Source organism: Lentilactobacillus parafarraginis DSM 18390 = JCM 14109, from assembly GCF_001435895.1.
GTDB classification, from domain to species: Bacteria; Bacillota; Bacilli; order Lactobacillales; family Lactobacillaceae; genus Lentilactobacillus; species Lentilactobacillus parafarraginis.
The window spans coordinates 1-13,663 of record NZ_AZFZ01000027.1 but is presented as its reverse complement, the minus strand read 5'-3'; the positions used below and the strand labels follow the sequence as shown (position 1 = coordinate 13,663).

The following is a 13,663-nucleotide window of genomic DNA, read 5'->3' as shown; positions in this document are numbered from 1 at the left end:
TGGCTTCCGGGCCGATTGTTTTGTTCTCGATATTGGTGATTAACCAACTGCTAAATTAAGTTTGTCTTCTAAGTAACGGGCAACGCCATCCTGGTCATTGGTGAATTCCGTGATGTCGTCGGCAGTCTGTTTGATTGGGATAATCGCATTCTTCATTGCGACGCCGGTACCCGCATATTTGATCATCGAGGTATCGTTGGCTTCATCACCGAAGGCAATAATGTCCTGTTGAAGGATGCCATAGTAATCGGCAAGAAATTTAAGCCCGGTTGATTTATGGATCCCCTTTGTTGCGATTTCAACGATCGGATGCGGACCGCCCCAAGGAGCGACTTCGACCTGATCGCCAAATTGATGCAAAACGTAGTCCATTAAGGCTGCTTTCTGTCCGGGCTGGTCTACCTGAACGGTAATACTGATTGGGTTGTCGACTAAGCTCTGATGACTCAAAACCTGGTTGGACTGCAAGGTACTCGGGAAGAAGCCAAAGCCGCTGGTAATTCCCCGGTTTGCCAGGTAGAGGTCCCGCCCCTCAACGGCAATCAGGTTAAGCCCAAGCTTCTTTGAATTGGCCAATAGTTCCATGACGATGGTTTTATCAATGGTGTACTGGTATTCGCGCTCCCATTGGTTATGTGGTAAAATGCCTAAGTTACCATTAAAGTTAATCATGGGCGTTTTTAAATTTAGGTCGTCATACAAGTCTTCGGAAAGGCGATTAGGCCGCCCAGTGACGATACTGACGATACAGCCTTCCTTGACAGCCGCAGAAATTGCCGCCCGCGTTCGGGGGCTGATCTGTGCATGATCATTGAGGGTTGTTCCGTCCAGATCTAAGGCGATTAGTTTTCTTGAAATGTCGCTCACTCCTTTTCCAGCATATATTCACTCATATTATCGAAAAACTGTCCGTTCGTCAATCTAAGCGGGCTTTATTCAGCTTAAAAATGAGATTAATGATCAATTCAATTTAGAAAGGATTTTCTATGCAGCTACCAGAAACGTTTAAAACAAAGTATACTCAGTTGCTTGGCGATGCTGATGGGTCAAAATTTCTCACCAGCTTTGAACGACCGGTTAACCACGGGTTCCGCGTTAATCCGCTCAAACAGAATCGTCCAACCGAAGTTGATTTAACCCAACCGACGCCACATTGTCGCTTTGGCTATTACGGCGAAGTGAATGGCAAAACGGTTGATCATCAAAGCGGCGCCGTCTATAGCCAGGAACCCAGTGCCATGTTTGTTGGCGAGGTGGCCCACCCGAAACCGGGTGAACGGGTTCTTGATCTGTGCGCGGCGCCAGGGGGCAAAACCACGCATATCGGCAGCTATATGGATAATCAGGGACTACTGATCGCAAATGAAATTGATGCCAAGCGGGCTAAAGTCCTCCTTGAGAATGTCGAGCGATTCGGACTTTCTAACACGGTGGTCACTAACTCAACACCAGCGATCATGGCCCAGCAACTGCCCGAATTTTTTGACCGCATTTTGGTTGACGCTCCCTGTTCGGGTGAGGGGATGTTTCGAAAGGATCCCGACGCCGTGAAATACTGGTCGTTGGATTATCCGGTTGAATGTGCTCGCCGGCAGCGAGAAATTTTGACCGAAGCGGTTAAGAATTTGAAACCGGGCGGCGAGTTAATCTATTCAACCTGTACGTTTGCCCCGGAAGAGGACGAACAGATTATCGCTTGGCTGGTTACCCAGTTTGGTTTTGAAATTTTGCCCATTAAGAAATTCCCGGGAATGGACGATGGAATGCCTCAATGGGCTGATGGTAATTCGGATTTAGAAAAATGTGTCCGGATTTTTCCCCATCATTTTGACGGTGAAGGTCACTTTATTGCAAAATTAAAGAAGCCCACCGTTGCGACTTCGATTGATCGACCAACGGTGCCAACGGCTAAAAAGCGCACGAAGCGATCAAATTCAACTTCTCTTAATCGTGAACAACGGGCGTTATGGCAGACATTTGCCACGCAACATTTTACTGACCAATCGTTTGGCAACCTCCGGGTGTTTCGGGACATTCTGTCATCCGTTCCGGAAGAGACTCCCGATCTTTCGAATATTAAAATTGTTCGTGAAGGCCTTCAACTAGGGGTCTTCAAAAAAAATCGATTTGAACCAAGTTACGCTTTAGCACTGGCCATGCGTCCAGATCAGGCAACTCGCAAAATTACGATCAATTTCGATGATTGGCGCAAATACGTCCATGGTGATACGTTCCCCGTGGCACCGTCGCTTGAAAAGGGCTGGTATCTGCTTGTTTGTGATGGTCAGTCAGTTGGATTTTCCAAGGTTGTCAACGGAATTGCGAAGAATTTCTTTCCGAAAGGATTGCGGTTTCAAGCGTAAAGGGATGTGGCAGGATAAGTATCAGGATAAAACCTGATGATTGTTTAATTGGTCAAACAGCTGTAATTTTTGAGTTTTAACTCAGTAAAAAGGGTTCCTTCAGGTTAACAGTGCAGTTAACCTGAAGGAACCCTTTTTTGAATTTTTTGGGCGTGGATTTAAGTATTTAATTCGTTTCCAAGTTGCGTTGGTGTTGATATGAGATGAGCTCTGGACTAAGGACGAGGGCCGCATCTTGCAATGCAGAAACGGTTTTGCTGTTAGTCATCATCATGATGGCCTTGAGTCCTTGTTTCCAGCCATTAATCTTGTCAATTATTGCAGGCGTATCCTCATGAATGACCATGTGGAGAAATTGCCCGGCGATCCCAACGGCTGAGCTGCCAAGTGCCAGACATTTTGCAATATCCAGTGGTGTTTGAACGCCACCGGATGCAAGAACGGTTAATTGATTTTGATAGGACCGGCTCTCCAGCAAGGATTCTGGCGTTGACAACCCCCAATCAGCCAGGTAGGTCATTGACTTATCCGGGCGGCGAAAATTTTCGATTGTCGCAAAGTTCGTCCCACCGTGGCCGCTCACGTTCACGTAGCGGACCCCTAACTTTAGTAATTCAGCAATGGTTTCCCGGCTCATCCCAAAGCCGACTTCCTTAACGATTACTGGGACGGTCAGGGCATTGACGATTTCCTGAATATTTTTCTGAAATTGAAATTGACGATCACCCTCGGGCATGATTAGTTCCTGGGCAACGTTAACGTGAATCTCCAAAGCGTCGGCATCAATCATTTCAACGGCCTGTTTGGCATCTTCGACAGAATGATTGCCACCAATGTTGGCAAATATCAAGCCAGCGGGATTATTTTTGCGGACGATTTTAAACGTATCCGCCAAGTCTGGGTCACTAAGCGCGACGCTTTGAGACCCCACAGCCATGGCCAAACCCGTTGCCTGGGCAATTGTCGCCAATTGAGCGTTGATATCTTTTGTTCGGGGACTCCCGCCAGAAATCGCTTCAATGTAAAAGGGAACCGCTAACTTAAGCGGTCCGATAGTGGCCGATAAATCAATGTCAGCCAATGAATACTTTGGCAGACTTTGGTGAACAAATTTAATATCTTCAAAAGTATGGTGGGGGGAATAAAATTTTTCAGCTAGTGAGACATGTTCATCTTTTCGATGGGAATGTTTTGAAATCATTCGTTAAATCTCCTTATCGAGATCGATAACGGGGTGAACGCGAAGCGAAAGGCGGGTAATGCCATTTTCTTGCCAACGATCAATCATTTCAGAGATATCGCGAGCCTTATCGATGACGACGATCCCACAGTCGCCGCCCCCCGCACCGGAAGATTTTGCGGCCGCCGCGTGTTGAACGGCAATGTCACACATTTTTTTAAGGGTGGGGGTCTCAATTTGAACCTTACTGAAATTAGCAAGGTGGTTGAGAATTTCCCGATTACGCTGGATGCCATTCTGAATCGCTTCTAAGCTGCCCTGCTTAAAACCATCAATCAAGGTGTTTAAACACTTTTTACTGTCGGCCAGGAAGCGCTCGTAGGTTTCTTTCTCGCGGCTTTTTGCAATTGCCACCTTATCAACCAAGTGTGAGGTAGAAGCCGGCGATCCGGTCCAGCCAATAATGAGTTGGAGATTGGCCGGAGGGGTTAACTGCGTAATTTTCAGATCCGGCCACGGCTGGTCAACTAAGTCAGAGAGGGGCTGATTCATTCGGGCTGCCATCAGCCACCCGCGATCAAATGATTGATAAGCAATCCAGCCGCCGTAAACGCTGGCGGCAATGTCGCCCAATGACCCATTTCCTTGAACGTCTAAGTGGGCGATTGCGGATAATTTGAAAAGTTTACTCTTAGTTAACGGAATTTGATAGAACTCGCATAGCGCTTTAACAGTTGCCACGGTCACAGCTGCCGACGAACCCAGCCCGTATTTTTTCCCGTTTGGACTGTCTAAGTCACTATTAACCCGCAGATCATAAACGTCCATTGAGCGTCCAAGAATCTGGGCATATTCTTCAGTCAAATGAATGGCAGAGATGATGTAGTTAAATGTATTGTCACGATTATCAAGGATCATTTGATCCCCCTGACGCCGCCAATAAACGGAATCTTCACGGTACTGTTTTGAAACAATGCTTCCAAATGATTTGCTCCGAGAAATTTCGACCGTCACAAATTGATCCAGTGCAACGATGATTGACGGGTAGCCGGTTTCGACAACGGCGTATTCCCCCGCAATATATAGTTTTCCTGGCGCCTTAGCGGTTATCAAATGATCATTTCCTTTCAAAATTATAAGTATTGAACGCCCGGTCCGGGTTTTGTGACGATAACATTTTCATCACCCAATACTTTCGAGAAGGTTGTCACAATCTTCTCGGTTGTTTCGCTTTGACAAAGGACCTTGACATTTGGTCCCGCATCGATGGTGTAATAGCATTCAACGCCGCTGTGCCGGAGACTTTTCACCAAGTCAATAATAGTCAATGTTTGCCCATTGAAATACGTAAAATCCGGATCGGCACTGAGAGTGAGTGCGTGCATGCGCATCGCGTTTAATTCGCTAATTTTGCCAATCGCGCTAAAATCGGCGGCGGCTAAGGCAGCCTTTAAAGCCACCAAATCAGCCTGAGCTGTCTGGATCCAGGCCGGATAATAGGGTGATGTGGTGACGGACAGGCGCATGCCTTGCCGACTGGAAATGGCCTTTGGTCCCTTTGCGGTTGTGAGGGCGATGACCCGCAGATCAGCTAATCCGTGACTTTTAATGGGAATGGCGTAAGAATTGGTATCATCGGTCCCCGGTTGCCATTCAGCAAAACCGCCAAAAATTGATCGGCATGCCGATCCTGAACCTCTGCGAGCCAGGCGGGAAAGATCAGTTAACGATAGATCCATTCCGGCCGCCCGGCTTGAAGCGGCCGCCAGCGCTGCGAATGCCGACGCGGAGGAGGCCAGGCCCGCCGCAGTTGGCACGTGGTTTGTTGACCGAACAGCTGCTGATTGCGTAATGCCAGAACGCTGACGAACGATATCTAGAAATCGACTGACCCGAGCAGTTGTTTTCGCAGATGCCGGCTGGCCATCAATTTGAACATCGTCGGTGGTTAAATTTGCATCAAAAGCAACCTGAGTGTCTGTATAAAAGTAATCCAAGGTCAATGAGAGGCTCCCGGTATAGGGAATAATCAAATTTTCGTCTTTTTTACCCCAGTACTTAACCAGGGCGATATTTGTATGCGCTCGTGCGGTGACCGCGTTATTTGACAAGGTTGTCATGAGTTTCTCCAGTCGAGTAGTCATAGTTTGCAAAGGATTGAATCCATGTTTGGGTGGCGCCGGCGGTTCTTAGCGCCGTTGCAATCCTTTGGGCGTCTACCTGATTTTTAGCAATTGAAATCATACAGCCGCCAAGGCCGCTGCCGGTGAGTTTGGCACCCAAAGCGCCGTTCTGACTAGCAATGGCACAGAAGCGATCTAAAGTTGCCGTGCTGACACCTAATTTAGCCAGATTAGTTTGCGACTGATTCATCAACTGACCCAATAGCACCTCGTCTGAGGTTGCCAATGCGTTTCGTGCAGACTTGGCAATTTGTCCCAGTTGATCAATTAATGGCCGGGCATCTTCCGGCATATCGGTTAGATTTGTGCGAACCAGTGAAACAGCCTCGCTGGTCTTGCCCTTAATACCGCTATCAGCAATGACCAGGGTTGGCGTTGACAGGTTAAAATCAATCTGCTCGTTGACCTGATTTCGAATGAACCAGATGGGGGCATCCGAACTTGCCGTTGCCGTGTCTAATCCGCTGGGGTTGCCGTGGGTAATCTGTTCCTCAATGTTTGCTAAACTGAGTAGCCGGGCACGGGTAAGGGGTGTTTCAAATAAATTAAAAAACACCCGGACGATTGCCACGGCCGTTGCAGCCGAAGACCCCATTCCCCGTTCAGCGGGAACTTTGCTGGTAATTTTTAAATGAAAGTTGAGGTCTTGGGCATGAAAAACCGCGAGTAATTTAGTAATTAGCAGGCGAATTCCCTTTAAATTATCGGCCATTTCGTTAATTGGACCGTCAAAATAACGGCAATCAATTGTCTGACCAGTTGTTGAAGTTGTTAAACGCGTTTGGACGTCCACATTGTAGAGGGGCAGCGCAATTGCGGGCTGCCCATAAACGACGCTGTGTTCGCCAAACCAAATAATTTTTGCATAACTTGTTGCGATTGCTTTTTCTTTCAATCTTTATCCGCTCACTTTCAAACAGTCCAATTTTATCATAATTTACGGGGAGAAAGAATTCTTATCAGTTTTTTTAAAGTTTCCTAAAAAATTCGCCCGTTTGTCACGGATACCAATGCATAAGATGAACGTTGATTTTTGGTAGCCTAACACATCTTGGGTGTAGTAATATAGGAGATAGTGTATCAATTAAACAATTTTTAGAAAAACGAAGCGATTTTGGTGAAACAATTATGAATTCAAAAACAACTTTTGCAGTCGTCGATATTGAAACTACCGGTACTGACATGGCTGACAACAATCGAATAATTCAATTTAGCTGTGCAATCGTCGCCGACAATCGAGTTGTCAACACCTACGTCACCGACGTTAACCCGCAACGGGAGGTACCAAAACGGATTATCCAGTTAACTGGGATTACCCCCCAGAGATTGAAGAAGGCGCCAACTTTTGACCAAATTTCGGCGAAGTTATACCAGCTGTTGAGCGGAACGGTCTTTGTCGCCCATAACGTTAACTTTGACTTTCCGTTTCTCAATCAGGAATTTCAACGGGTCGGGTACCCCGAACTTTCAATTGACGCGATTGACACGGTCACGCTGAGCCAGATTCTACTGCCGACACTTGCCAGTTACCGTCTTCAGGATCTCAGTGCTTACTTTAATATTGTTCACAAGCATCCCCACACCGCCGATAGTGACGCCCTGGCAACGGCTAAGCTTCTGTTAATTTTGCTGCGGCAAGTGCGGCAGCTGCCACGAAAAACCCTGAGCCAAATTATCGCGGTTAATCCTTCTCTGCCTCAAGACACAATGAACGTCTTTACGGAGGTTGACGACGAAAATCGGTCAAAACCCCATTCAGAACAACTTGCCGATCAGCTTAAATTATCGTGGGGCTTGGTCATTCGCCGCCGGCCGCTGCCGACTTCGACGCCCGACCAAACGGCGGGAGACTTTAAATACCCAAAAACGCGGATTGCCAAACAGCGGATCCTTCCCAAAGATTTGGAATCGCGGATTGAACAAAATAAAATGATGAATATGATTTACAATAACTATGCGGCTCAAGGGCACCATCCGGCCAAACCGATGGTGATTGAAGCACCGACGGGGATTGGCAAAAGCCTGGGGTATTGTCTGCCGTTCAGCTATCTGACGAGCACCCAAAAACCAGTTGTCATCAGCACCGCGACCACATACCTGCAGTTTCAGCTGCAAAACCAAACGCTGCCGTTATTAAATCAAAGCTTACCGTTTAATGTTAAGAGCGTCATTTTAAAGGGTGCCAGCCACTATATCGACCTAAATAAATTCCGCCACCTACTGTTTGTGGCTGATAATTCAGTCCAAACGGCGTTTATTAAGGCCCAAATTCTCGTCTGGCTCACAATGACGACTACCGGTGATCTGGATGAGCTCCATCTAAATGTTGAGCAGACACCTTTTGTATGGAAAATTCAGCACCCCGGCGTGAAGTGGCTTGACCCTTCCGAACCGTTCTATGAAGATGATTTCCTGCGTTACAACCTAAAAAAAGCGCAGCACGCTGATTTTATTATTGTTAATCACAGTTACTTGCTGAAAAATTGGCGATTTTTCCGTGATTTTAGCGAAAAACCGTATTTGTTAATTGATGAAACTCAACAATTTGCTGAGAATGCGATTCGTAATCATCAAAAGCAACTTAATCCGCTGGCGGTTATTTCTGCAGCAAACCGGGTGCGGGGCGATATTCAGGGAGGCAATCCCGGCAGCGTTCGGGATGTATTTGCCCAAAATGTCATTCTGGATAAAATCGCTGATCAGCTGACCGATGCGCTGGATCACCTCAAGGATGAGATGAAACAACTGACTCACAACTTGTTTTCACAGTTAGTGACCACAAAATCACTTCATAAAAATGCTGATTTTTTCGTTCGGTTAATACCGCTGTCGGAATTAAAACAGGTAATTGTCGATAACGGATCACTTAAAGAAGCGTTAAAACGACGGAATTTTGATATTGAAAACCTGCTGATCCGGCTTAACAGCGAGATTAATCAGAACGCCAGTGCCTTTACAGCTCATGACTACTCAGAAATTTATGATCTTTATGAGGACTTCAACCACTTCTCAAATCAACTCGGCAAACTGATTGCCATGGTTGATCTGGATCCAGAAACGCTCGATCAAAACGTTGTCTGGGTGACCGTCAACCACGTTAAGGACATCAATAGTTTCCGGATTAACCAGGGAATTTTAAAAACAACCGAATTTCTCAACGAGCGAATTTACGCGTCGTTTGAACCACCGACATTTACTGGGGCGACGATTTTTTCATCCCGAAAATCCCAATTTATTTTCAATTTACTGGGGATTGATCGGAAAGCTGCCTCGGTTCGGCGCCTGCAGAGTGATTTTGATCCCGAAAATCAGGCGCGAATCTACCTTGTCAAGAACGATCAGGAATTTGCGGCGAATTCAAATGACCAGCTTAAATTTATTGCGGATGCGATCATGCGAATTTACGCCAATGGCCCGCGACAGACCTTGGTTTTATTCAATTCGTTAGCCGCCATCGAACGGGTTCATCAGTATTTAGCCGAAAGTGGGTTTACATCCTCACACCAAGTGCTTGCCCAGGGGGTTAACGGAACCGCCCAGCGATTAAGCAGGCAGTTTATCCACAGTGAACCGGCAATTTTAATGGGGGCCAATACTTTCTGGGAAGGCGTTGACTTTCCCACTAAACTATTGGAAAATTTGGTGATTGCCCAACTGCCATTCGACACGCCGGAAGATCCATATAACCATGCACTGTCCTCGATCGAACGGGCGAAAAAGAAAAACCCATTTTACAGTTTGACGCTGCCAAAAGCAACGCTTCGACTGCGGCAGGGGATGGGACGTTTGTTAAGAACCAAAGGGGACTTTGGGACGATCTTCGTGTTGGATCCGCGACTTGTAACCAAACGTTATGGCCAGACAATTTTGACGAATTTAAAAAATGAAATCCCCGTTAAGCAGGGCACGCTTGATGAATGTGTGATCGACATGGTTAAATTTTTTGAAAGTCACCATTAAAGCCGTCCTGAACTGACCGTTTTTTTGGTATAATATCAATATGTGCAAAAATATGGTGGTTGTTTGATTTATGGCAACCTAACTCAAAATGTCATTTGGAAAGGACGCTATCATGCAACGGGAACGTCGAATCAAACACGAATCCAAAGTTAAAATCCGCTGGGTCGTTCTTTTGATCATATTGATTTTGGGATTCACAACTTTCATTATTTTTCATGAGGCGCAAAAACCAATGGCCACCGCTCGGAGACAAACCATTCAAATTGCAACAAAGTATGCTGATTTGAAATCAACGGCGACGTTTTATTCGTCAAATCTCGATCGGACCTACTATTCGGTCGCCGGGAAGACGAATAAAAACCGGGCAGTCTACGTCATTGTTGCCAAAAAGGGTGGCGCGGTAACGGTTCTTGATCAACACTCAGGGATCACCGCGAACCGGGCACGACAATTAATTTCGCAAGAAAAGCGGCCCAAAAAAATTAATAATGTTGGCCTGACAATGATTAATCATAAGCCCTATTGGACGGTCAGCTATATCAACGGGCACGATAATCTGTGCTTTGCGACGCTGAGTTTCAAGAACGGTGCCATCAAAAAGTTGATTGAGAATATTTAAATCCAGTTTATGAAGGGAAAAATGTCATGAAATTTTCAAATCGTGCAATGAATGTTAAGCCTTCCGCTACGGTCGGCGTTTCTAACAAGGCTAAGCAAATGATTAGAAACGGTATTGACGTGATTAATTTAGGCATCGGGGAGCCCGATTTTACAACGCCAAAAGTAATCACCGATGCCGCAATCGATGCGATCCAGCATGGGAAAACTAGTTTCTATACGCCAGCCAGCGGGTTGCCCGAATTAAAGACGGCCATTGCCAATCGAATCCGGATGGACTATGGCGTTTCGTATCAGCCTCAGCAAATCAGTGTGGCGAATGGCGCGAAAATGGCGCTTTATGTGCTGATGCAGGCGCTGGTTGATCAGGATGATGAAGTCTTATTACCCCAACCAAGCTGGGTTAGTTACAGCCAACAGGTTGAATTAGCTGGTGGCAAACCAGTCTTGGTTGCTACTAACGATCACTTCAAAATTACAATTGATTCATTGAACGAGGCATTGACGACCAAGACCACGCTGCTCATTTTAAATTCGCCGGCTAATCCAACCGGGACGGTTTACTCGAAGGATGAGCTCCAGGCAATTGGCCGGTGGGCCGTTGACCACGGTCTGCTGATTATATCTGATGACATCTACGGCAAGCTCATTTATAATGGGCAAAAATTTGCGTCATTGATCCAGTGTGGCGATGAAATTGCTGAATCGACAATTCTGGTCAATGGCGTCTCGAAAGCCTATTCGATGACTGGCTGGCGGATTGGCTACGTTGCCGCTGCACCCCAAATTATTAGTAAGGTAAACGCAATTCTTTCACACTCAACCGGAAATCCGGCAACGGTCAGCCAATATGCTGCGATTGCCGCCTTTAAATGTGATCAGACTAATGTGGAACAGATGCGGCAGGCATTTGAGACGCGGTTAAATACCATTTATCCGTTACTGCAGGCCGTTCCCGGATTTCATATCGAACAAAAGCCGCAGGGGGCGTTTTACCTCTTTCCAAATGTCGAGAAGGCCATGACCATTGTTGGCGTGGACACGTCGTTAGAATTAGTGACCCTACTACTAAACGAAGCGCACGTTGCCGTTGTCGATGGGGCGGCCTTTGGCTTGCCGGGGTATCTCCGGTTAAGTTACGCGACTGGCTTGGAAGACCTAAAGACGGCCATTTCACGGATTAATACATTCATGACACAATATGTTGATAAACAGGTATCGGGAGGAATTGGGATTGAAACAAATTAGTATGATTGACGCACCAAAGTACGTCAATGAAAAGGTCAAGATTGGTGTTTGGTTAACCAACAAGCGCTCCAGCGGGAAAATTGCATTTTTACAATTACGCGATGGAACCGCCTTTTTTCAGGGAGTCGTTGTAAAAAACAACGTTTCCCCAGAAACTTTTGAATTGGCTAAAGAAGTTAAACAAGAAACCAGTATGTGGGTAACCGGGATTGTCCATGAAGACAGTCGATCCCATTTTGGCTATGAAATTGAAATTGACTCGATTGAAGTTGTCGGGGAATCCCATGACTACCCAATTACCCCGAAAGAGCATGGGATTGATTTTTTGATGGATCATCGGCACCTCTGGTTACGCTCAAGTCGGCCCAACGCAATTATGCGAATCCGCAATGAAGTGATTCGGGCATCCTATGAATTCTTTAACAAAGAGGGGTTCATTAAGCTTGACGCGCCAATTTTGACAGGAAGTGCTCCGGAAGGAACGACTGAGTTGTTTCATACCACTTATTTCGATCGTGACGCTTATCTGTCTCAAAGTGGCCAGTTATATGAGGAGGCCGGGGCCGAAGCCTTTGGCAAGGTCTTTTCGTTTGGGCCAACTTTCCGGGCTGAAAAATCAAAGACTCGTCGCCATTTAATGGAATTTTGGCAGATCGAGCCGGAAATGGCCTTCATGCACCAAGAAGAAAGCTTGGATATTCAAGAACGTTACGTCGCCTATCTGGTTCAAAGCGTCATTGACAACTGTAAGATCGAGCTGAAAACGTTGGACCGTGATATTGATACCTTAAAGAAGTATACGGTGCTCCCTTATCCACGAATCAGTTATGATGAAGCGATTGACTTACTAAAGAAAAATGATTTTGATCTGGAATGGGGCGTTGACTTTGGATCACCAGAGGAAACGTTCTTGGCTGATCACTTTGATAAGCCCGTATTCGTCCTGAATTATCCAAAATCAATTAAGCCATTTTATATGAAACCTCATCCAACCCGTGATGACGTGGTTATTTGTGCTGATCTTTTGGCACCCGAAGGCTACGGTGAAATTATTGGTGGCTCCGAACGTGCCGTGGATTACGACTACCTTTATGACCAAGTTGTTAAAACCGGGTTGGATCTCAAAGAGTATGGTTGGTATTTGGATCTTCGCAAGTACGGCAGCGTTCCTCATGCCGGGTTTGGAATGGGCCTTGAACGGGCGCTCACTTGGATTACTGGTGAGGATCATGTTCGCGAGGCAATTCCATTCCCACGTTTATTAAACCGAATTTATCCATAGATTAATAGAATCCAGAGGTGAGTTGATTGGATCAATTCGCACGTGATTTGTTTCAGTCTGGTGAAACAGTTCTATCCAATTTTTTGTTGAAAAACTATCGCAAAATTGGCCTGTCGAACGAAGAGTTACTGCTGTATGTTCTCATCAAGCGTCATGCCACCTTGGTTGTTCCGATGCCAGAAATCACGAAGCTTCAGGAATTAACCGGGTATAGTCAACAGGAACTATTTGAATTGTTTCATCAAATGATCCAAAAAAAATTAGCAAAGATTACCAAAGTTGAGATTAATCACCAACCGGTAGATGCCTACGACTTTACGCCGATGTATGAAAAATTGGCATTATTGAATGAGCATCAAGAAAAACAAGCCGATACATCTCAACCGGCACCCACGCCAGCTGTGACTGAACAACAACGTCAATCCGTTTTTGAAAGTATTGAAAAAGAATTTGGCCGCACCTTATCTCCGCTTGAAATGGAATCAATTAGTCAGTGGATTGATTTAGATCACTATTCGCCCAAAATTATTGAGCTTGCACTGAAAGAAGCCGTTTTAAGTCAGGTTTATAATCTCAAGTATATGGACAGAATTCTTCGAAGTTGGGAGCAGATGCATTTAACAACCCCCCAACAAATCGAAGAAAATGCCCGGAAGCGGCGAATGGGGCACACTGAACAGGAGACCCCGTATAAGGGGCCAAAGATTCCCTTTATTAAAATTTCTGATCCAAATCGGGGAAAAGATAAATCTTAACTAATCATTCATGTCACCAAAAAGAGGATGTCCAACGGGCATCCTCTCAGACTGAAGACAAAGTCCTCCAAATA

11 protein-coding genes are annotated in these 13,663 nt (G+C 45.9%); 6 read left to right on the top strand and 5 right to left on the bottom strand.

The window, feature by feature from the left end:
- Positions 1 to 39: 39 nt before the first annotated feature.
- Positions 40 to 867: a Cof-type HAD-IIB family hydrolase gene (locus FD47_RS07630; RefSeq protein ID WP_008214687.1), complete on the bottom strand. Its 828-nt coding sequence runs from the start codon at positions 865 to 867 to the stop codon at positions 40 to 42.
- A gap of 119 nt (positions 868 to 986) precedes the next feature.
- Here FD47_RS07630 and FD47_RS07625 point away from each other — a divergent pair, with 119 nt between their 5' ends.
- Positions 987 to 2,363: an RsmB/NOP family class I SAM-dependent RNA methyltransferase gene (locus FD47_RS07625; RefSeq protein ID WP_056980405.1), complete on the top strand. Its 1,377-nt coding sequence runs from the start codon at positions 987 to 989 to the stop codon at positions 2,361 to 2,363.
- A gap of 166 nt (positions 2,364 to 2,529) precedes the next feature.
- Here the strand turns inward: FD47_RS07625 and fni are convergent, their stop codons facing one another.
- Genes fni through mvk form a run of 4 tightly spaced genes read right to left on the bottom strand, consistent with a single transcriptional unit; the run spans position 2,530 to position 6,621 of the window.
- Positions 2,530 to 3,564, bottom strand: coding sequence for a type 2 isopentenyl-diphosphate Delta-isomerase (gene fni, locus FD47_RS07620; protein ID WP_054734499.1), 1,035 nt, complete (start codon positions 3,562 to 3,564; stop codon positions 2,530 to 2,532).
- Between the two features lie 3 nt (positions 3,565 to 3,567).
- Positions 3,568 to 4,656, bottom strand: a complete 1,089-nt coding sequence (locus FD47_RS07615; RefSeq protein WP_054734495.1) for a phosphomevalonate kinase — start codon at positions 4,654 to 4,656, stop codon at positions 3,568 to 3,570.
- 20 nt (positions 4,657 to 4,676) lie between these two features.
- A complete protein-coding gene (gene mvaD, locus FD47_RS07610) occupies positions 4,677 to 5,663 on the bottom strand; it encodes a diphosphomevalonate decarboxylase (RefSeq protein ID WP_171034976.1) in 987 nt (328 codons plus the stop codon).
- Positions 5,644 to 6,621, bottom strand: coding sequence for a mevalonate kinase (mvk, locus tag FD47_RS07605; RefSeq protein ID WP_054734492.1), 978 nt, complete (start codon positions 6,619 to 6,621; stop codon positions 5,644 to 5,646). The genes mvaD and mvk overlap by 20 nt, the downstream gene beginning before the upstream one ends.
- Before the next feature lie 233 nt (positions 6,622 to 6,854).
- Here mvk and FD47_RS07600 point away from each other — a divergent pair, with 233 nt between their 5' ends.
- The 5 genes from FD47_RS07600 (at position 6,855) to FD47_RS07580 (ending at position 13,589) form a co-directional block, all read left to right on the top strand.
- Positions 6,855 to 9,686 (top strand): helicase C-terminal domain-containing protein, encoded by a 2,832-nt coding sequence (locus FD47_RS07600; protein WP_056980403.1) that lies wholly within the window; start codon positions 6,855 to 6,857, stop codon positions 9,684 to 9,686.
- Positions 9,687 to 9,798: 112 nt separating this feature from the next.
- The gene (locus FD47_RS07595) at positions 9,799 to 10,305 is read left to right on the top strand and encodes a cell wall elongation regulator TseB-like domain-containing protein (RefSeq protein ID WP_056980415.1); all 507 of its coding nucleotides are present in this window, start codon (positions 9,799 to 9,801) and stop codon (positions 10,303 to 10,305) included.
- Between the two features lie 26 nt (positions 10,306 to 10,331).
- Positions 10,332 to 11,552 carry a pyridoxal phosphate-dependent aminotransferase gene (locus FD47_RS07590; protein WP_054734489.1) on the top strand — a complete coding sequence of 407 codons (1,221 nt, stop codon included), beginning with the start codon at positions 10,332 to 10,334 and terminating at the stop codon, positions 11,550 to 11,552.
- Positions 11,539 to 12,834, top strand: a complete 1,296-nt coding sequence (gene asnS / locus FD47_RS07585) for an asparagine--tRNA ligase (protein WP_040538015.1) — start codon at positions 11,539 to 11,541, stop codon at positions 12,832 to 12,834. Before FD47_RS07590 ends, asnS begins: the two co-directional genes overlap by 14 nt.
- Before the next feature lie 26 nt (positions 12,835 to 12,860).
- Positions 12,861 to 13,589 carry a DnaD domain-containing protein gene (locus FD47_RS07580; RefSeq protein WP_054734486.1) on the top strand — a complete coding sequence of 243 codons (729 nt, stop codon included), beginning with the start codon at positions 12,861 to 12,863 and terminating at the stop codon, positions 13,587 to 13,589.
- Positions 13,590 to 13,663 lie beyond the last annotated feature (74 nt).